The following is a 21,449-nucleotide window of genomic DNA, read 5'->3' on the forward strand; positions in this document are numbered from 1 at the left end:
GCATTTAAAACCATATATGGCAGATCAGAAAAAGAGATTAGGCGCCGTTGCTAGAGAACTTAACGTAGGAAAAGAAACTATTGTCCAAAAACTTAAGGACAAAGGGTTTGATATTAAGAACTCACCGAATACTAGACTTTCGAGTGAGCAATATGCTATACTAGAAAAAATGTATGCATCTTCTAAAGCTGACAAAGAAGAAGCAGCAGATATCTCTATAGGCTCCAAAGTACAGAATACTGTTATTTCTGCCCGCAAATCTGGTGAACAAACTTCAGAAGAAGAAAAAGCTGAAGCCAACAAAGAGGCTACTACTCCATCTTCAGAAGAAAAACAGACAAGCGCAGCAGAGAGCAATAGCTCTGAAGAAGCTAAAACTGCAGAACCAGAAAAATACCGTGCCATCCACAAGCCAAAAGTTCTTGGCAAGATTGATCTGGATGCTAGTAAAAAATCTACTCCTAAAAAAGAAGATAAGGTCACTCCCCCTTCTGACCAAGCTAAGAAAGAAGCTGCTCCAAAAACAGAAGCCGCTACTCCTAAGCAAGAGCCTAAGGTAGAGAAAACTACTCCTCCTGCTCCAGAGAAGCCTAAAACAGAGGCTCCAAAAACCGAAACTAAAACTCAACAATCTCAGCCAAAAGAGGCTACTAAAGAAACTAATTTAGGAAGTCAAAAATCGTCTGAGCCTAGTTCTTCTGCTACTCCTAAAAAGGAGAATGCAGCTAAAGAAACACCAAAGGTGGAAGCTAAGAAGACGCAAACTCCTAAAGAAGCTACTTCTTCGTCTGAATCTTCAACTCCTAAAAGAGAGAAAACTGAAGAGTCTACAAAGAGTACGGTAAAGCAAGATGATCCTAAGACCGAACCTAAAAAATCTGAAGCGACTTCAAAGGCTTCCGAAGAAGTAAACAAACAATCATCAGCAAAAGAGAAGGAAGAAAACGTGACAGTACAAGAAGACGATACTAAACTAGAAACAATAGAGGCAAAAGCTGATAAATTACAAGGTCTTAAGGTTGTCGGTAAAATTGAATTACCAGATACTCGACGTCGTAAAGCTAAGCCTGTTGCTTCTTCAGATGCATCTCCGAAGAAAGATAGAAAGAAGAAGAGAAGAACAAAAGACGGTTCAGATCAACCTACAGGTCAAAGAAGACAGCAAGGAGGAGATCAGCAAAAGTCTAATGACAATAGAGGCGGAGGAAATCGCCAAGATAACAGAGGCGGAGGAAATCGCCCTGACAACAGAGGTGGTGGTAACCGTCCTGACAACAGAGGTGGTGGTAATCGCCCTGACAACAGAGGCGGCGGTGCTCGTCCTGATAACAGAGGTGGCGGTGCTCGTCCTGACAACAGAGGTGGTGGTAACCAAGGAAATCAGGGGAACCAACAACAAGGTGGCGGTAGAGGAAACGACAACCGCGGAAAAGGTAAAAGAAAAGAAGTATCTGCTAAAGACGTTAAACAAGGCATGAAGTCTACTATGGCTCGTATGAGTGGTGGTAGAGGTGGAAACCAAAGAGGTGCCAAACGTAGCAAATACAAAAAAGATAAACGTTCTCAATTAGCTGAGCAACAAGCAGCAGCAATGGAGCGTGAAATGAAGGAAGCAAGCATCTTAAGAGTAACAGAGTTTATCTCTGCTAACGAGCTTGCAACCCTAATGAATGTTGGTGTCAACGACATCATCGCTTCATGTATGGGATTGGGTATGTTCATCTCTATCAACCAACGTTTGGATGAAGAGCAAATCCAATTGATTGCTGAAGAATTTAACTTTGAAGTTGTCTTTACTTCTGCGGAAGAAGAATTCGATGTAGAACTTGAAGAAAAAGACAAAGAAGAAGATCTTCAAACAAGAGCTCCAATCGTTACGATCATGGGTCACGTTGACCACGGTAAAACGTCCCTACTTGACTACATCCGTAATGCTAATGTAGCTGACGGTGAAGCAGGGGGTATTACTCAGCACATTGGTGCTTATGACGTAACAACGCAAAGTGGTAAGCGTATTGCATTCCTTGATACGCCAGGTCACGAAGCCTTTACAGCGATGCGTGCTCGTGGTGCGAAACTTACTGACGTTGCAATTATCGTAATTGCGGCCGATGATAATGTCATGCCACAAACAGTTGAAGCAATTAATCACGCACAGGTTGCCGGTGTACCAATCGTATTTGCGATTAACAAAATCGATAAACCAGGTGCAAATTCTAATAAAATCAAGGAAGAGCTTTCTCAAATGAATATCCTTGTAGAAGATTGGGGTGGTAAATACCAATGCTACGAAATCTCTGCAAAGAAAGGTTTGGGTATCGAAGATCTTCTTGAAGGGGTATCACTTGAAGCAGAAATGCTTGAATTGAAAGCTAACCCTGAGAAAAAAGCAGTAGGTACAGTAGTTGAAGCCTCTCTAGATAAAGGTAGAGGTTATGTAGCTACAATGCTTGTACAAGCAGGTACACTATCTGTTGGAGACGTAATGTTAGCAGGTGCTTACTACGGTAAAGTAAAAGCCATGACTGACCACAGAGGTAAACGCTTGAAGAAAGTAGGTCCTTCTACACCAGTTCAGGTTCTTGGTCTAAACGGAGCACCTCAAGCAGGTGATAAGTTGAACATCATGGACACTGACCGTGAAGCTCGTGAAATTGCAACGAAACGTGAGCAAATCTTGCGTGCACAATCTATTAAGACTACACAACGTACTACGCTTGATATGATTGGTAAGCGTATCGCTCAAGGTAGCTTCCAGCAGTTGAACTTGATCATCAAGGGTGACGTGGATGGTTCAGTTGAAGCACTTTCTGATTCATTATTGAAACTATCAACAGACGAAGTGGAAGTAAGAATTATCCACAAAGCAGTTGGTGCGATTTCAGAGTCAGATGTAATGCTTGCAGCAGCTGATACAGAAACAGCAACTACTATGATCGGTTTCCAAGTACGTCCTACGCCAAATGCGCGTAAGCTTGCAGAGAAGGAAGGTATCGAAATCCGTACTTACTCAGTAATCTATGACGCTATCAACGATGTGAAAGCTGCGATGGAAGGTATGCTTGCTCCAGAAATCGAAGAAGTTGTTGTGGGTAACGTTGAGATTCGTGAAGTCTTCAAAATCTCTAAAATTGGTACGATTGCCGGATGTTTCGTTACAGATGGTTACATCAAGCGTAACTCTAAAATTCGCTTGATCCGTGAAGGTATCGTAATCTACGGTGGTGAGAACGGTGGTGAAATCAATGCTCTGAAACGTTTCAAAGACGACGTAAGCGAAGTGAAGAAAGGTTACGAGTGTGGTTTGAGCCTAACAAATTACAACGATATCAAAATTGGTGATGTGATTGAGGTATTCGAAGAAAGAGAAGTGAAAAGAACACTTGCTGACTCGAAGAAATCATAATCGTTATCAACACGATAAATATATTAAGCCCGATTCTAGAAATAGAATCGGGCTTTTTTTAAATCAAAAGATTAAAACTCTTATTTGTTCACTATAAACTGGTGATCAATACCAAACCTATCCATTACCCAAACTGCTTCTTGGCGGTAAATGTACTTTCCTCCAGCCACTGTAATTGAAGGCTTCCCATTATATCCTCCACTCCCCCATGAATATTTTATAATAGCTGGTACTTTATAAAACTTTGAATAATCTTTATTTGCCATCATAAAATTTACTTCTACCCACTTAGAATCTAATTTTCTAATCGCCCAAGAATCATAATTTCCATGTACATTATAGAGAATCATATGTACATAATCTTCATCTTGTTTTTGAATCTTAGTGACCATCTGATCAATCTCGTTTTGTGTGAGAAACATCAAATCATTAATCCTTTGCTTGGTAGAAAACCAACACTCTTTGGCAATATGATCAATCATTTTTTGTTCATCATCAAAACCAACTAATTGAAATTCTTTACTAATTGGTGTTTTCCCCGTTTTAGAAGTGAACTCAATCTTGCAATCGAGTGACTCTGGGAATTTCCCATTAGCTTTATAGTAGTTCATAAGCTCAAAACGTACTACAGAGCTTTTATAGGTATGGTCATCTCTGTAGTAATTATCTGCATTAAAAACATAAGTCAAAGCACCTTTCTGATTATGAATAGAGCCCATACCGTTATACTCTCCCGAATATTTCCCACAGAAAACTTTAGACGTTCCGTTGCTTGCTTGAAAACTAATATTACCACCTACTTTATTCTTATTAAGAACATACCCCCCTCGCTGATTTGATTGCATAAACAAGTTTGCACCATCTTCAATCATACATAAGGTGTACTTTTCTAATTCCCAAAAGTTAAGCGTTGGCTTCTCTTCTAAAATGAGACCTTTACTACTTAACTTCCCATTCGAAATACTGAAGACATCTTCTAAACGATTTACTGTGTTCGGGACAATTGCAATTGTTCCTGTAATCGCAGACATGATTTCTGGATTATCATTAAAAATCTTTTGCTCTGCTTTTGTAGTCTCCCCTTTTTTAGGTCCCAAACCATAAGCTTTTTTCAGTTTACCTAAATACCCCTGTGCAGTAGTCAAATGGCATGTAAACAGAATAATGATACTTGAAAGCAATACTTTTTTCATAAAATGAAATTTATAGTGATTCAAAAAAAACACTACAAATATCATTTCATTTTATTTCTAGATTCATTCATTTATATCCACTCAGCATTCATAAACAGCCACAAATCAGTCAATAGTGGTCACAAAACACTCATTTAAGTTGAAATACATTCTATTAAAATATAAATTGATTACTATACTCAGATCACAGCAGAACATTACTACTACATGACTTTCTATTGGCTTGAATATCTTATTGATATTGGGACTGGAAACGGAAATACGAAAGATGATGATAAAAAAGTAAGGTATTTAAATATCTACACTTATGCTTGGCAAGTTGTCGTCATCATTTCCAGTATTTTTAATTACATATTGAATATGTGGCGATGGGATGAACAAATCATTCTTTTTGCAGGCTTTATATTTTGTGCTATTTCCCAAATTTTACAAGCCTTCAGAATGTACAGTCTTGCAAGAGGTCTGATCATTCTGATGTCTTTTGCTCATGGCTACTTGTACCCCAATGTTATTTTGCCAAGTACACTGATGGAGTATTACCTTATTTTCCCCCTCATTCTAATCTTGGTTTTGTATGAAGATAAGTGGGTTTATTATGTGACCTTAACTGTCGCAACAATCACCTTTACCCTCCCTAATTATTTTTTTCTTCATTATCCCATTGAAACCTTCAATCAAGTAAGCAATCCAATTTTCTTCATAGTACTCTTTTTGGCATTTCTTTTCTTCAAGAATCAGAATACTAAAAATGAACGACTACTCGAAAAGCAAAAGAATGAAGCACTACAACAGAAAGTTATTATAGAAAACCAGAAAAAAGAACTAGAAGAATTGAATCGATTTCAGACGAAATTCTTTGTCAATATTTCGCATGAATTAAGAACTCCTCTTACATTAATTGACGGATATATTCACCAAATATCTACTCCTTTAGATGAAGTTCAACTAATCTCAAAACAGACTCAAAAGATGACGCATATCGTGAATGATATGTTAGATATCTCTAAAACTAAATTCAATAAACTAGAATTAAGGCTAATTGATGTTGATTTTTGTGAACTTATCTACAAAGTATATTCCTCTTTTTTACCAGCCTTCGAGCAAAAAGGTATTTCTCTAACGCTTCATTCAAGCCTTAAAAAGGCCTATATCAAAGCTGACTACTTGTACCTTGAGCGTGCATTTAACAATATCATCCACAATGGGCTTAAGTTCACAAATACAGGAGGAAGTCTTGAAATCAATATCCATGATTTTCAAAATGAATTGTTTATCAAAATTATAGATAACGGTATTGGTATCAATGAAGTAGACCTACAACATATCTTCAAACGATTCTATCAAGGAACAAATGATATTAATACGGCTGAAGGAAGTGGAATAGGCTTATCCTTCACTAAAGACATCATAGAACTCCATCATGGTAAGATTTCTATTGAAAGTAAAGAAGGAAATGGTACTCAAATTTTTGTAAATCTCCCCCTTCTCGAATCTCAAGAAGGTACAATTACGAGTAATGAACTACCTAACTCACAAATATCAGATCATATACATCAAACAGCTCAAAATGCCAAACGAATTCTTCTAGTTGAGGATCATGATGAAATGCGACAGTATCTAAAAACTTTATTAAAAGACTTCCAAATATTTGAGGCTTCTGATGGTGAAGATGCGCTTAAAGTTCTTTCTCAGAAAGAGATTGACTACATCATTACCGATTATATGATGCCCAAAATGGATGGTCATAAGTTGGTAAGAAAAATCAAAGCGCTAAATATTGACATTCCTATTTTAATACTCACTGCAAGAATTGACCTAGAGGGCAAACTCAATTTATTGAGACTTGGTGTTGATGATTACCTCCATAAACCTTTCAGCAAAGAAGAATTACTTATACGTATAAACAGAGCATTAAAAAATTACGACATAAGAAAAAGCTTCAACACTAAAGAAGATATTCCAACAGAAAAAACGGAGATCGTTAATCCTTTCCTCGAACAACTGAAGCTATTTATCAAAGATCATTGTGCAATCTCAAATTTTGGACTTCAAGATATTTGTGATGAATTGGCTTTATCCCAAAGTTCTTTATATCGAAAAGTAAAATCACTTACAGGACTTAGCCCTAATGAATTTGTGAGAGATGTAAAACTAGAAAAAGCGAAAACCCTAGTCGATCAGAAAGTCTATTCAACCCACAAAGAACTTAGCTATGCCGTTGGCTTCTCCAAAACTGCGTACTTCATTCAACTCTATCAACAGCGCTACGGTAGAAAACCATTTGATAAATAGCTATGCTCACCTATCTACAATAAAATTCTTTATTAATCTTCAAATAAAATTAAACCAATGTTACCTATTTACGTTTATGTTACTAAATTAGTCACATAAATAAAAATAAGTAACATAAATGACGGTAAGAGAAAAAATCATAATAGCAGCTAAAAAACTTTTTTGGAGTAACAGTATCAAGAAGGTCAGTATAGTTGATATCTGTAAGGAGGCTGAGGTGAGTAAGATGTCTTTCTACCGTCAGTTCAAGAATAAAGAGGAGCTAGTCATAGAAATCCTCGTTTATGTAAGTGAAAATGCGATAGAAGTCTATAAAGAGATTATCAATTCTGACCGTCCTTTCTCGGAACGAATGCAAAGGCTTGTCAAAATGAAACACGATATGACTCAAGACCTTAGTCAAGATTTTTTGGAAGAAGTTTACCTAAACGGAGGTATCGGAGCCGAAAAACTTCAAGAAATGAGTCAGATTTCTATCTCTTTATTTATGCAAGACCTTGATCGTGCAAGAGCTGAAGGCGACCTCAGAAACGACTTAAGCAATGAATTTATTCTTCATATGATGGCTCATGCTCAAAATATGATGAATGATCCAGCTTTGAGAGCCATGTATCCTAATCCTCAAGATTTGATTACAGAGGTTACGCGATTTTTTGTTTTCGGAATTATCGGAGAAAAGAACAATTAGCACACAAACTTTTTAGCTATGAAAAAGCTGTACCTCCTTTTTACCATATTCTTTCTATTCAATATTTCTGCTTTTGCTCAATCTGAACTTGAGTTTAAAGGAATGTTGACGGGCTTCACTAATTATGGCGCTGAAGGCGAATACCCAATGTGGTCAGGAGCAAGATATATTCCTGAATTAGGTTATGATTTCACTTTCGACTCCCTCCAATCATTTTCTATTGAGGCAAGTGCCAACATCTATGGCTCTGTTCAATACCCTCATGAAAATGGAGCTGAATGGGATGGATACGTCAAACCTTACCGTTTGTGGGCGAGGTATAAATACAAAAATACAGAGTTACGAGTAGGGCTTCAGAAAATAGACTTTGGTTCTTCAACACTTCTTCGCCCAATCCAATGGTTCAATGAAATTGATCCTCGTGATCCACTCGGACTTACCAATGGTATCAATGCAGCACTAGCGCGTTACTATTTTTCCAACAATGCCAATCTTTGGCTTTGGACACTTTACGGAAATGAAGGTAGAAGAGGTTATGACCTTTTAGAATCAGATAAAAAATCACCTGAGTTTGGTGGAAGATTCCAATACCCTGTTCCGAAAGGAGAACTTGCTTTTACCTATCATCATCGGAATGCAACCTTAGATTCTTTTGATGAAGAACTAAATCCTTTATTCATAGAAACAATAGAGAATAAATGGGGATTAGACGGAAAATGGGACGTAGGTGTCGGGCTTTGGTTTGAAGCAACTTATACCAAACAAAATCAAAACATCGGGATGTTGACTAATCAAAGCCTTGTCAATCTTGGTACAGATTACACTTTCGGACTTGGCAATGGTCTCAATGTAGTCTTGGAACACCTCAGTGGTTTTTACGGAGAAGAATTCAATAAAACAGATTATAAAACAAATACAACAGCTACTTCTTTGGCTTATCCAATTGGTTTTTTCGACAATATTTCAACCATGATGTATTACGATTGGGGCACAGAAAAAGCTGGATTTTTTATCAGTTACGATCACCAATTCAATCTTTTTACAACTTACCTCATGCTCTATTACAATCCGACAGCGGAAGAAACGCCATTCCAAACCAATGACCTTTCGCAAATGTCTCCCGGATTCGGAGCAAGAGTCATGTTAGTGTACAACCATTAAATGAGAACGAATATGAGCAAAGGTGAAATTATCTCGATCAAAGACGTTTCCAAGCGTTTCCCTGTTGGAGAATCAGAATTTACAGCATTGAGTCACGTGAATTTGAGCATCTCAAAAGGTGAATTTGCTGGATTAGTCGGACCAAGTGGTTCGGGAAAAACAACCCTTCTAAACTTGGTTGGCGCCCTTGACAATCCTTCCGAAGGACAAATCAATATCAGTGGAAAAGACCTAGGTGGCAATTCGGACGAAGCTTCTGCCAAATTAAGAAATGAGCACATTGGCTTTATTTTTCAAAGCTATAACCTCTTACCGGTTTACACACTTTTCGAAAATGTAGAGTTCCCTCTTCTACTCCAACACATTCCTTCTGCGGAAAGAAAGAAAATGGTGATGGAAGCACTCGAATGGGTTGGTCTTTCCGACAAAGCTCAAAAGAAACCTTCACAGATTTCTGGTGGAGAAGCACAACGTGTAGCCATTGCCCGCTCAATTGTGAAAAAGCCCGATATCGTTTTGGCTGATGAGCCAACTGCAAACTTAGATTCTAAGAATGCTTATCGCATCATGGATATTCTTCAAAAGCTAAATCGTGAATTGGGGATTACCTTCCTTTTCTCTTCGCACGATGCGAAAGTGATTCAGTATTTGGAGCGTATCATTCATTTGGAAGATGGAAAAGTTATTAAGGACGAAATCATAGAAGCCAATGAAAAAGTTAATGCTTAATACCGTCCTCAGTTTTCGCCTTGCCACTAAAAATATCTTGAGTGCAGGACTGAGAACGTGGCTCAACATTGGTGTATTGTCTTTTGCCTTCGTCATGATACTCTTCTTCAACGGTCTGATGGATGGATGGGAAAAGCAAGCCATGCACGACAGTACCGATTGGGAATATGGTAACGGTCAATTCCTTCATCCCGATTATGATTTGGAAGACCCATTCACCATTCGAGATGGACACGGTGTTTTTGAGAAAGATGAAAATCTCACTCCAATTCTTTTGCACCAAGGAAATATCTATCCGCAAGGTCGTATGCTTCCCGTACTGATCAAAGGTATTGACATCGATCAAAAGACTTTAAGTCTCCCAACAGATTTACTTCAAAATAGCACAGCGGAAATCCCTGCAATGCTCGGAAGTTATATGGCTAAAACCGCAAATCTGAAAGTAGGAGATCAAGTTCTTCTTCGTTGGAAAGATAAAAATGGGGCTTTCGATGCTCGAAATATCACCGTTGTCGGAGTATTTGACACTAATGTTCCGAGTGTGGATATCGGACAAATTTGGATACCAATCGAAACGCTTTGGGATATGACTGGTTCGACAGATCATGCGACCATTTTGGTGGCAAATGAGCAATATCAAGGAGAAAACAATACTTCTTGGATTCATAAATCTAAAGAAGAATTACTCTCGGATATTACAGCACTGATCGAAACTAAAAAAGGCGGAGGCGCATTTATGTATGTCTTTCTCATGACCATCGCACTCATTGCCATTTTCGATTCTCAAGTATTCTCGGTTTTCAAACGTCAGAAAGAAATTGGAACATACATCGCATTGGGCTTCACCAAAAAACGCGTAACCTTTCTCTTTACCCTTGAAGGTACGATGTATGCCGTTCTAGCTACAATCGTAGGAGGAATTTACAGCTTTCCTCTTTTTAGATACCTAGAATCAAACGGTATTCCGATTCCTAGCAGCGAAATGTCTTATGAAATGGGCATCGCCATCTCAGAGAGAATGTACCCCGACATCAGCAATGAGCTATTTTTTAGTAGTATGCTCACCGTGATCTTACTCTCAGTGGTCGTTAGCTACCTTCCTGTTCGCAAAATCTCACACATGAATCCTGTTGATGCACTTAAAGGAAAAAAATTATGATTCAGTTTTTATTGAAAGGACTTCTAAGAGATAAAAGCAGAAGTCTATTACCCGTTATAGTGGTCAGTTTGGGCGTTTCTCTAACCGTTCTTTTTACGGGATACATGAAGGGGGCTTTAAATGGATCTATAGAACAAAATGCCAACTTCGACACAGGACATTTGAAAGTAGTCACAAGAGCTTACGCTGAAGAAATCGCACAAAAGCCTATGGATTTGGCAATGCTCGGCACTACTGAAATTATTACAGATTTAGAAAAGCAATTTCCTCAGATGACTTGGTTCCAACGTATTCCTTTTGGTGGAATTTTGGACGTAGCTGATGAAAATGGTCTGACAAAAGTACAAGGAACTGCGAGTGGACTAGCACTCGATCTTTCTGAAAACTCAAACGAACTTGATCGTCTAAACCTCCGAAACGCCATCACAGAAGGTAGACTTCCTCAAAATGCGAACGAGATGCTTTTGGGAAAAGGACTGATCCAACGTTTGAAACTGAAAATAGGCGAAGAAGTCACTTTCTTTGGTTCTACCATGGAAGGGAGCATGACGTCCAAAAACTTCAACATTGTAGGAGTCATAGGTTTTGGGACAAAAGCACTTGACAATAATACCTTCATGGTTGACCTTAAAGATGTACAAGGACTGCTTGATATGGAAGATGGATGTGCTGAAATCATCGGTTTTTTACCCAATGATGTTTATGACCATACTAAAGCCAAAGCAGTTAAAGTAGCTTTCAATCAATCCCTAGAAGCTGATACAGATGAGTTTGCTCCTAAAATGTTGACACTAGCCGATCAAAATGGACTAGAGCAAATCATATTAATTTCTGAAGGTTTCGGAAGTATGATTTCTTTCTTCTTCCTTATTGCAATGTCTATCGTTCTTTGGAATACAGGATTATTGGGAGGACTAAGACGTTATCAAGAATTCGGAATTCGTTTGGCATTGGGAGAATCCAAAAAAGCAGTGTATAAAACCATGCTGATGGAAGCCGCTCTAGTCGGTTTTATTGGCTCTGTTTTCGGAACCATATTAGGACTTCTAGCAACAGCTTATCTACAGTATGTGGGAATCAATATCTCCGAATTCTCGAGTGATAGTGGTGGAATGCTTATGGCTGACATCATCAGAGGACAATTCACTCCGAGTCAATTGTACATAGGTTTTATTCCGGGAGTATTGTCAAATGTATTTGGAGCTATGCTTTCTGCTAGAGGAATTTTCCAAAGACAAACTTCTGAGTTGTTTAATGAGCTAGGAGTTTAGGTTTTACGAATTTTAGATGTAATGAGACTTTTACAAAATCTACATAGATTATATATACCTCTATTTACATCCAGATTATTTTGATGTTTTTGGTATTGTAGAGACAAGGCATGCCTTGTCTCTACGCTGTGGATAGCGGTTTTACAATAGTCTCAGTAAAAAAGATAAACATGATGAAATATATAATCTTATTCCTTTTATCCATTAGTTCAGTGATGGCACAAACGCCAAAAGCTGAAACCATTTTAGCGAAAGTGGATGATAATATGTTTTCACAAACAAAAGTCTCCGAATCTACCATGATCATTTATGGGAAAAGAAGAGACCGAACAATGACCTCAAAGAGTTACTCGAAAGGGATTGATGAAACTTATACCGAATATCTTTCCCCTGCCCGAGAAAAAGGCACAAAGATGCTGAAGCTAGATGATAAACTTTGGATTTACACGCCTTCTTCTGATCGTACCATCCAAATCTCAGGGCATATGCTTCGCCAGTCTATGATGGGTTCAGATGTATCTTATGAAGATATGATGCAAGAAAAAGAGCTGATCGAACTTTACAATGCGAGTGTAATTGCTTCCGAAGAAATCAATGGAAGAACAGCTTGGGTCTTAGAATTGATTGCGAAAACAGAAGATGTGACCTATCAGAAAATGAAGATATGGGTCGATCAAGAATATTACGTGCCTCTGAAAGAAGATTTATTTGCCAAAAGTGGGCAATTGCTTAAAACGATTTCTTTCGGCGATGTTCAGAAAATCAATGGAAAATATGTTCCGATGAAAATGAACTACAAAGACGTTCTAAAAGCAGGAAAAGGGACAGACTTTATCATCAATAAAATGGAGATTGACTCCAATATCCCTGAGCATATTTTTAATAAAGGGAATTTGAAGAAGTAACGGATAATGGAAATATAAAAACATGAGTCATCCCGAATTAACAATTCGACTCAAAATTCAAGTTTTTACACAATTTTAAATAGTTATCTGAACTATTATCAGATGTCAAAATCGGTATTGAACATTCTTCGGTACCGATTTTTCTTTATTTAGCTCCATATTCTATACAACGATGGGAGAAGAAATGCTTTTTGCGGCTACATATAATAAAATAGGAAAAAAAGAGTCATCCTAAATGTTAATTCGGGATGACTCATGTTTAAAAAAATCCTGTAATAGAGCTATATTACAGTCCTCTATTATTATATAAGTCCCTACTATTTTGAGACATATTAAAAGATGTAGAACTTGAATTCATTTGTCTTGAATCTGCTTTAAAATTTACCGATATTTCTATCTTAGAATTTACAGCTACATTATCAACAATCATAGGGAATAATATCCCATTAGCTTTAACAACCTCACTAACAGCCTTTTTAGCTGCAGCATCACATGTATAATCAATGCCCTTTTTTACTTCAACTTTTGTCGCAGATCCCTTCTCATTTATAAAAACTTGAATAATTACAGTTCCATCGACTCCTCTCCGCCTAGCGTCAGCAGGAAATTCTACACCTACTGCAATACTTTTATTGAAGCTTTTCACATCTTTAATAGGGAAAATGATTGTTGAGGTATCTGATGCTAATTCATATATTCCATCTTTATTAAGGTCAATAAAATACTTTATCTTTGACTTATTAAAGTTTGCTTCGGATACAGTAGAATGATTGGTCTTAGTAGAAGCACAACCAATCAGAAAGTAGATCATTAGAATTGGTAAAAAATAGCGTATCATAGAATTAATTTTTGGATATAATATTCTTCAGACTCATCTTAAATCTACAAATAAAGTTTAAACACAATCACATTTATTAAAACTTTAACAACTATCAACCAACTAATTACACTTTTTAGGATTTATAGGATTTTAAAAAATCATCTACTCTACATTTCAACTAATCATGCATTAAAAAAGGTCATCAGATAGAGTTAATATTCTCTTCTGATGACCTTTCTATTTAAAATGACAGCCTTTTTATTGCGCTAAAGGCATTAAAATTTTATCAGTAACCTGTTTTCTTGCATCTCTATGTTTTCTCATGTCTAGTAACATCGCCTCATAGTTCTGATCGAATAACTCTAACTGCTCCACAATACTTTCTGGATTGTAGTCAATATTTACAGGTACTTGCTCTGCCGAGAAAACACGGTCAGATAATAATGCCCACCAATTTTCTCTAGCAATTTCTATTTTCATTAAGCCTATCACCTTTGTCAATCGTTTGAACTGCCCAGGTTTGCCGTATAGCAATGATTTTTTAGCAACGGCTTCGTCTGAATAAGTGATTTCGATGTCTAGCTTTTCAGAAATAGAATGAGCAGGAATGGAAATACTAGTGCTTAGTTCTTGCCCATCATACGTCCAACTCTTTTCTGTTTTGAGTTCATTGTAAGCATATGATTCACCATTCACAATCACCTTTTGTGGAGGGAAACTCACAGGCAATAGAATTTCGTAACTGCGCTCTGATGCCATCTCTTTATAATCCCCTTGAACAGGAGCAACTGTAATCATCTTTACATTTTTATCTTCAGATTGGTTAATCTTAGTGAGGGCAAAACTTCCCGATTTATAAGACTCATCATCCCCTTCATCTTCATAAAGCTCGAATTCACCTTCCTTACCAGGGTAAACTTTTAAAATCAGATGATTTGGCAATTCTTGTAAATTGGAAACCTTTGGATACATCGGAATAATGGCTCCTTCTTTTACATAAAGTGGTAATTCTTCCAACATATATTTCCCTGTGATACTTTGCCCACCTTCATACTTTTGTCCTGTTGACCACTCAAACCAATTACCTTCAGGAAGCCACGTTTCTTGTTCGGCATAAAGATCGTCACCGACAGGCTCTGCCACTGGAGAAAATAGAAGCTGATCACCGTACATGTATTGGTATTTGTAAGTATAAGCTTTCTCTTCTTCTGGGTTGTCATAATACATCGGACGGCAGATCGAAACACCTTCATCATATGCTTTTCGAGCCATTGTGTAGGTATATGGCGCTAAAGCATAACGAAGATGAATAAGGTCTCTCATGTGCTTAAACTCATTTGGGAACATCCAAAATCTTCGTTCGATAGATGAAATTTTGGCACTATGAGTTCTTAGTATAGGACTGAATATTCCAAACTGTAACCATCGTGCGTATAACTCTGCATCTCTGTCTAATTCTCCCGGTGCATGACCACCAATATCATGACTCCAATAGCCATAACCTACATTAGATGCTGTGTGCGTGAAGTAAGATTGATACTTTAAAGATTCCCAAGAGATTTTATAGTCTCCAGAAAAACCAATTTGGTAACGGTGATTCCCTAATCCTCCCCAACGGTGAAACAATAATGGACGCTTGCCGGTACGTTCAGCCATGCTTGTAAAGAAGGTGTGGTTTAACCACCATGTATTATTCAAGCCCGATACCACTTTACTTTCTGGGAATTGCTGCCAATCTAACCACCAAAAATCAACACCCCATTCTTCGTAAGGTTTTAGCAAGACATCAAAATACGTTTCAGCCCATTTCTTATCTGCCATACGGTATGGAATCCATTCATCTTTAGAAGTATCGAATCCATATTTTTCCCCAAACTCTTTGTACTGCTCTTCCATTGGAGCAAGTCCTGAAGCAGGATGAAGATTAAGTGCCGTTTTTAATTTCTCTTGATTTGTCCATTCTATAAATTTAGAAGGAGCAGGGAAAAGTGATTTATTCCAAGTGTAACCTGTCCAACCTAAAAGCTCTCCAAAAGGATCTTTTTTCGGGTCTTTGATATTTTTCAAACCACCATGCGTCAAATGCCAATCCATATCAATAATCAAAACATCGATTGGAATATCATAGCGTCTGAAATCACCAACTAGAGCCTTGAACTCAGGGTCTGAATAAGCCCAATATCTTGACCACCAATAACCAAAAGCATAACGAGGAGGCATCGGTATTTTTCCAGCGATAGTCGTATAGTCTTTCAAAGCTTGTTTATACTGTAAACCATAACCGAAGAAGTACCAATCTTGCTCTGCTTTATTTTTAGATTCTGATACCCACTTCCAATCCGAGTTATCCAAACAGAAGTTTTCGGACTCGTCAAGTAAATACCAACCGTCTCTTGAAAGGAGTCCATTTTCGAGTTCAATCGGGTTCCCATCCCAAGTATTTCCACCATCACAACCATCTAGGGTACGTGTTGTTCCTAGAAGGTTTTGTGAATTTGTCATTCCTGGTTTCCACGTCACTTGTTGGTCTCCGATCAGTGAAACTTGTAGGTTTTCAGAAGTAAACTCACCACTTCCTTTTTTGTACTTGAGAATGAGTTCGTCAGTCTTAATGATAAGCCAATCTCCTTCATTTTTAACTTTATATTTAGGGACTTCTGTATCTCTATTGATCACAACAAATGAAGAGCGATCTTCAAATTCTTTTTCTTGGTCATATTCCATACGGATTACTCTTGGTGTGAGTACCGTGAATCTGACATTATCTGAAATAGTAACCGCTTTTGGATTTGATTTAGGATTTTGAGCAAATGCATTTCCAAAACCTAAAACGAATAGTACGAGTAAGTATAATTTTTTAGACATGATGGATGCTTATTTATTCAAAAAAATAGTTTTGTTAGTTTTTGCACTTTCTCTTGCTGCGTCTAGAATTTCAACAACAAGCATGTTGTTCTCTAGACTAGAAAGGTCATACTTTTCTGGTGTGATCTTATTTTTAACCACAGCAGCTAAATAAGCGAAAGGATCATCATAAGGAGCTGATCTTTCTTTAAGCGTCATACGCTCTTCCTCAAATCCATCATAGCCTTCAGAAATCCTTACTTGGAAATCGTGTCTGTTATGTGCGACAATAGTTCCTTTCAAACCATAAATTTCCATGTCTTTACGTCCAATAGGCCAATTCCAAGAACCTTGAATAATAGCAACGGCGTCGTCATATTGTAGTAAGATGATCGATTCATCATCTACCTTCGGGTTGTTTTCTGCTTGAAGCTGTTGCGTAATTGCAGTTACGCTGTTCGGACGCTTCCCATCCATCAGCCAAGTCATAAGGTTTGCACCATAACAACCAAAATCAACTATTGCTCCTCCGCCATTTTGCACTGGGTCTGTCAGCCAATCTAGAAACTCAGAGTTTACCCCGATCTTTTTAGGGCCTTTGTGCCCATCATGTACCATGACCTTTCTTACTTCGCCGATCGTACCATCTTTCTTTAAAACCTCATAGGCTTTATGATTAGTAGGATACCAAGTCGTTTCGTAGTTAGTCAAAAGTTGGATGTTGTGTTTTTCTGCAAGAGCCTGCATTTCCTTGGCATGTTCCATGTTTACAGCCAATGGCTTTTCAACCATCACATGGATTCCTTTGGGCGCAGCTGCTCGAACTACACCCAAATGTTCGTAGATTGTTCCAAATGCAGTCACCGCTTCTGGTTTCGTTTTAGTGATTAGCTCTTCAATAGAATCAAAGACCATGTCCATTGAGAAACCGTACTGATCAGCATAACGTTGTGCTAGTTCCTTGTTTGGTTCTACAATGCCTACAATGTCAATTTCACCTCTAGGCTCGCTTCCAAAAATCCAGTGAACATGCGTGTGTGTCAGTCCGATGACACCTACTCGGAGGGCAGCATCTTGTGCATGCACTTCTAAGGCAAATAGAAGTGCCAAGATTAGTAATGATTTTTTCATATTTTACTTTCGATAGTTATTATAATAGTAAGTCTTGCAATATTAAATTATAAAAAGACAAACCGAAAGTATTAGGGTAATTTCTACAATAATTATCCTCCCCTTGAATCCCACCATCACCTAAGGGGTTCAAAAAAGAAAAGCTAACTCAATCAGATGATCAAGTTAGCCTAAATTGGTACATACACTTAACTAATTGTATTTTGAGCTATTTTATGATTTAAGAGTAACCAATTGCTTTCTCTCCTTTACGGATTATTTTTTTACTTTCTTTCCCTCTTTGCGTTCCTTGTTGGGCATCATGCCAAACAATAGCTCCTGAAGAACAACGCTCTATAGGTACTTTGGTACTGTGATTTTTACTATAATCAATTACAGGAAGGTTGTCTATCATCTGAATCAGTTCGGGTGCATCTGTCGCACATTTGCCACAAGCTGTACAAGCTACTTCACAATGCTCTAGCACTTCTTTTCCTTCTTGTAAATTTTTACATGCTACCCACAGCTTATGACTCACAGGCTCAATGGAGAACAAACCTTTCGGACAAGATTCTACACAGTCACCACAGGCTGTACATTTTTCTTCATCCACTACAGGCAAGCCCAATTCATTCATTGTAATTGCGCCAAATGAACAGGCATGACTACAATCTCCATAACCTAAACATCCCCAAAAACAAGCTTTACCACCACCTGAGATCATGGATGCTCCTGCACAAGAATCTACTCCTGTGTACCTCGCTCTATTGATCGCCACATTTGTACCTCCTGCACATGCAAGCCTTGCCACTCGCTTTTCTTCATTGCCTAAAGAAACCCCCAGAAAATCTGCTATCTGTGTTCTCGTTTCTTCGGCACTTACCGTACACTTTCCTGGTAAAACTGTACCATCAGTCAAAGCTTCTGAAAATGGGCGGCAACCTGGAAAACCACATGCACCACAGTTTGCCTTTGGAAGCATGTCTTCTACGATATCGATACGAGGGTCTTCATAGACATAGAGCTTTTTATTCGCTGCTACTAGCATAATAGCGAGTAGTAGCGAAAGTCCTCCTAGTACCGACAATGCAATTATGATTGTCATATTATTTTGTTTTCATTTCAACAGAAGATCAATAAATCACTTCAGCCCATTTCTTACCTGCTATCAGCTCAGACTTTCTGACCAACCACTCTTCTTCTCCCCCCAAAATGTTGGCAAAAGCTTTATCCAAGTTCTCCTTCACTTTTCCATAGCCTCCTACATAAACATAGGTATTTGAGGATGCTAACATTTCTCTGATTTCATCAGCTTGTTGCTCAATAGTAGTATCAAGCGAAATCGGGTCTGCCCATTGAGGTCTAGGACTTACAGCTGTAAATGCTTCAAAAGTTTCACGATCATAGTACTGAGTAAGATCGCCATCTTTATCATTCATATAAAGAAGTTCTAAGCCACTCTTAGCGCCAAAGAATAATCTCACTTTTCCTCTCCAATCACCTTCTTCACTATAAATATGCTTAATGAATGCTCGGAAAGGAGCAATCCCTGTACCCATACCAATCAACAGTAGGTTTGCTGTTTTATCTTTAGGTACTCTAAATGGCAACTCAAATGGTCCTGTTAAAGTAATCTTTTCTCCGATTTTACTATCACAAAGGAAATTAGAACTTAGTCCTTTATATCTTTCTCCATTAAATTCATCAATATAATCACATCTCTTCACCAACATTGTCAGATGCGTCTTTCCATTCCACTCTTTTGGGACATCTGCAACGCTATATAAACGATGATGATGAGACTCTCCAAATTGTCTATCTGTTGGTAATAATACTCCAAAACTCTGATCAACTTCACATTTAAATTTTGGGTGATTTACCTCTAGAACTAATTCTCTGATCTCGTCTGTTCCTTGTGGCGTAAGACGCTCTGATCTTAAAATCGTCGCTTGATATCTTTGTTCTGTATCGTATTCAGAAATATGTTTCATAGCAATATATTTTATGGTGTTAAAGGTTCAATTTTAAAAGTTATAAATGCTTGGGAGCAAAGCTGTATTCCATTTTAATAATTGTTGCACAGGGGTTGCTTTGGTTCTCACTCTAATACTAGTGTTCATTTCTTTCCTTGATGAAAGAAACGAACCAAAGAAAATCAAGCCACATAAAAAACAGTCAGCCCACTAGCCTTCCCTTCTCCGCTTTTGTGGCAAACTTCCCGCTAATACGCATAAGAGGGCTGTTTGTCCCATCATGCGGAGCTTGGGCTGATTTGCGAGGAGGACGATTGAATGGGACTTGACTTTTTTTGCTTCGTTTTTTGTGTCAAGACAAAAAATGAAGACTACAATCAAATAAGAGAACCAACCCTCCCACTGTGATACAATACTTTAAAATGAAAAACCGAATACACTCTCTAGTATTTATCATTTAAGAAACTTACTAGCATCCTTCTTACAAAAACTTGACGGACAGCTACAGTTTCCACATTTGGTTCGTCCTTCCATAGCATCATCATGAGCTACTTGATCGGAGAAAACTTTCTTCCAACCGTCTTGAATGATCGCCCACACGAACATCATCAAGACTACTGCGAACATGGATATGAAATATTTTTCCATATGCTTCTGATTTAACTTAGTCCAGAAAAGCCCATAAAAGAAAGCGAAAGAATACCTGCCACGATCAAAGTAATGACGGTTCCTCTCACCACTTTCGGACTATCAGCAAATTCGAGTTGTTCACGAAGCCCTGCCATGAGCAGCAGTGCAATGGTAAAACCAATCCCTGCTCCCAAAGCATAAGTAAAAGATTGAATGATATTATACCCTTTACTTGTTTGGAATAAGGCAAGCCCTAGAATGGCACAGTTTGTCGTGATCAGGGGTAAGAAAATACCCAATGCTCGGAAGAGTGAAGGACTCATTTTCTTGATAAACATTTCTACCAATTGTACGGTAGAAGCGATCACCACAATGTAACTGATCAACTGAAGGAAAGGCGCATCAACAGCTACCAAAAATGCATGAATACCATAGGCACACATCGAACTAATGATCATTACAAAAGTAACTGCTGCTCCCATTTTAGAGGCGGTTTCTACTTTTCCTGAAACGCCAAGAAATGGACATATTCCTAAGAAGTAGGCAAGGACAAAGTTGTTGACCAAGCTGGCATTGATAAAAATGCTCCAAAGTGATTCGTTGTTCATGACGCTCCTCCTTTTTCTTTTCTCAGATTAAATACAAAAAGCCAAGCTGCCAATGTGAAGAAACCTCCTGCAGGCAAGATCATGATGATCCATTCTTGAAAGCTTTCTGCGAAAATCGGATATCCGAAAATACTTCCATTTCCGAGTAGCTCTCTTACCACTCCTAGGCACAATAGCGCAAAGACAAAACCTAAGCCCATACCCAAAGCATCTAAGATGGATTTTCCAACGGTATTTTTGGCTGCAAATGCTTCCGCTCTACTCAAGATGAGGCAGTTTACCACAATCAAAGAGATGAAAGCACCCAAACTTTTATAAAGCTCTACACTAATCGCTTGAATCACATAATCTACAATCGTCACAAAAGATGCGATGATCAAGATGTAGGTTGCGATACGCACTTGTTTCGGGATAAAGTTTCTCAATGAAGAAACCAATACATTGGACATCAGCAATACAAAGGCTGTTGCCAATCCCATCGCTAAGGCATTTCCTGCTGTGTTTGTTACGGCAAGTACAGGACACATTCCTAGCACTTGCACAAACACAGGGTTGTCTTTCCAAATCCCTTTGACAAACTCATTGGTTGAGGGACTGTCTTTTAGGTTTTGGAAAAAGCCTTGTTTGGATCTATGTTTTACTTGATAATTCATTTCTCAT

At 38.1% G+C, this 21,449-nt stretch carries 17 protein-coding genes; 8 read left to right on the forward strand and 9 right to left on the reverse strand.

Annotated elements, in window-relative coordinates; genetic code table 11:
- The first annotated feature begins 16 nt into the window (after positions 1-16).
- Complete coding sequence (infB, locus tag BC781_RS04925; protein ID WP_109616109.1) at positions 17-3,406, forward strand: translation initiation factor IF-2; 3,390 nt, start codon at positions 17-19, stop codon at positions 3,404-3,406.
- An 80-nt stretch (positions 3,407-3,486) separates the two neighbouring features.
- Here the strand turns inward: infB and BC781_RS04930 are convergent, their stop codons facing one another.
- Positions 3,487-4,599: a hypothetical protein gene (locus BC781_RS04930; protein WP_146201625.1), complete on the reverse strand. Its 1,113-nt coding sequence runs from the start codon at positions 4,597-4,599 to the stop codon at positions 3,487-3,489.
- A 207-nt stretch (positions 4,600-4,806) separates the two neighbouring features.
- Here BC781_RS04930 and BC781_RS04935 point away from each other — a divergent pair, with 207 nt between their 5' ends.
- The 7 genes from BC781_RS04935 to BC781_RS04965 all read left to right on the forward strand — a co-directional run bounded on the left by BC781_RS04935 (position 4,807) and on the right by BC781_RS04965 (position 12,804).
- Positions 4,807-6,891, forward strand: a complete 2,085-nt coding sequence (locus BC781_RS04935) for a response regulator (protein WP_109616111.1) — start codon at positions 4,807-4,809, stop codon at positions 6,889-6,891.
- A 118-nt stretch (positions 6,892-7,009) separates the two neighbouring features.
- Positions 7,010-7,579: a TetR/AcrR family transcriptional regulator gene (locus BC781_RS04940; protein WP_109616112.1), complete on the forward strand. Its 570-nt coding sequence runs from the start codon at positions 7,010-7,012 to the stop codon at positions 7,577-7,579.
- A gap of 18 nt (positions 7,580-7,597) precedes the next feature.
- Positions 7,598-8,740, forward strand: a complete 1,143-nt coding sequence (locus BC781_RS04945; protein WP_109616113.1) for a hypothetical protein — start codon at positions 7,598-7,600, stop codon at positions 8,738-8,740.
- Between the two features lie 12 nt (positions 8,741-8,752).
- Positions 8,753-9,469 (forward strand): ABC transporter ATP-binding protein, encoded by a 717-nt coding sequence (locus tag BC781_RS04950; protein WP_109616592.1) that lies wholly within the window; start codon positions 8,753-8,755, stop codon positions 9,467-9,469.
- Entirely contained in the window at positions 9,450-10,628 is a 1,179-nt protein-coding gene (locus BC781_RS04955) for an ABC transporter permease (protein ID WP_245935579.1), read from the forward strand. The genes BC781_RS04950 and BC781_RS04955 overlap by 20 nt, the downstream gene beginning before the upstream one ends.
- Positions 10,625-11,899 carry an ABC transporter permease gene (locus tag BC781_RS04960; protein WP_109616114.1) on the forward strand — a complete coding sequence of 425 codons (1,275 nt, stop codon included), beginning with the start codon at positions 10,625-10,627 and terminating at the stop codon, positions 11,897-11,899. Before BC781_RS04955 ends, BC781_RS04960 begins: the two co-directional genes overlap by 4 nt.
- 170 nt (positions 11,900-12,069) lie before the next feature.
- The gene (locus BC781_RS04965; RefSeq protein WP_245935580.1) at positions 12,070-12,804 is read left to right on the forward strand and encodes an outer membrane lipoprotein-sorting protein; all 735 of its coding nucleotides are present in this window, start codon (positions 12,070-12,072) and stop codon (positions 12,802-12,804) included.
- 286 nt (positions 12,805-13,090) lie between these two features.
- Here the strand turns inward: BC781_RS04965 and BC781_RS04970 are convergent, their stop codons facing one another.
- The 8 genes from BC781_RS04970 to rsxE form a co-directional block, all read right to left on the reverse strand.
- Positions 13,091-13,642 (reverse strand): energy transducer TonB, encoded by a 552-nt coding sequence (locus BC781_RS04970; protein WP_109616115.1) that lies wholly within the window; start codon positions 13,640-13,642, stop codon positions 13,091-13,093.
- Positions 13,643-13,882: 240 nt separating this feature from the next.
- The gene (locus tag BC781_RS04975) at positions 13,883-16,489 is read right to left on the reverse strand and encodes a glycoside hydrolase family 31 protein (RefSeq protein WP_109616116.1); all 2,607 of its coding nucleotides are present in this window, start codon (positions 16,487-16,489) and stop codon (positions 13,883-13,885) included.
- A gap of 9 nt (positions 16,490-16,498) precedes the next feature.
- Positions 16,499-17,599 (reverse strand): Gfo/Idh/MocA family protein, encoded by a 1,101-nt coding sequence (locus BC781_RS04980; RefSeq protein ID WP_109616117.1) that lies wholly within the window; start codon positions 17,597-17,599, stop codon positions 16,499-16,501.
- A 220-nt stretch (positions 17,600-17,819) separates the two neighbouring features.
- A complete protein-coding gene (locus BC781_RS04985) occupies positions 17,820-18,683 on the reverse strand; it encodes an RnfABCDGE type electron transport complex subunit B (RefSeq protein WP_109616118.1) in 864 nt (287 codons plus the stop codon).
- A 28-nt stretch (positions 18,684-18,711) separates the two neighbouring features.
- On the reverse strand, positions 18,712-19,569 hold the full coding sequence (locus BC781_RS04990) for a ferredoxin reductase domain-containing protein (RefSeq protein WP_109616119.1): 858 nt from the start codon (positions 19,567-19,569) through the stop codon (positions 18,712-18,714).
- Positions 19,570-20,004: 435 nt separating this feature from the next.
- On the reverse strand, positions 20,005-20,199 hold the full coding sequence (locus BC781_RS04995) for a hypothetical protein (protein WP_109616120.1): 195 nt from the start codon (positions 20,197-20,199) through the stop codon (positions 20,005-20,007).
- Positions 20,200-20,210: 11 nt separating this feature from the next.
- Positions 20,211-20,789 (reverse strand): electron transport complex protein RnfA, encoded by a 579-nt coding sequence (locus BC781_RS05000; RefSeq protein WP_109616121.1) that lies wholly within the window; start codon positions 20,787-20,789, stop codon positions 20,211-20,213.
- Positions 20,786-21,442 carry an RnfABCDGE type electron transport complex subunit E gene (rsxE, locus tag BC781_RS05005; protein WP_109616122.1) on the reverse strand — a complete coding sequence of 219 codons (657 nt, stop codon included), beginning with the start codon at positions 21,440-21,442 and terminating at the stop codon, positions 20,786-20,788. Before rsxE ends, BC781_RS05000 begins: the two co-directional genes overlap by 4 nt.
- Between the last annotated feature and the right edge of the window lie 7 nt (positions 21,443-21,449).

This window comes from Sediminitomix flava, assembly GCF_003149185.1.
Taxonomy (GTDB): domain Bacteria; phylum Bacteroidota; class Bacteroidia; order Cytophagales; family Flammeovirgaceae; genus Sediminitomix; species Sediminitomix flava.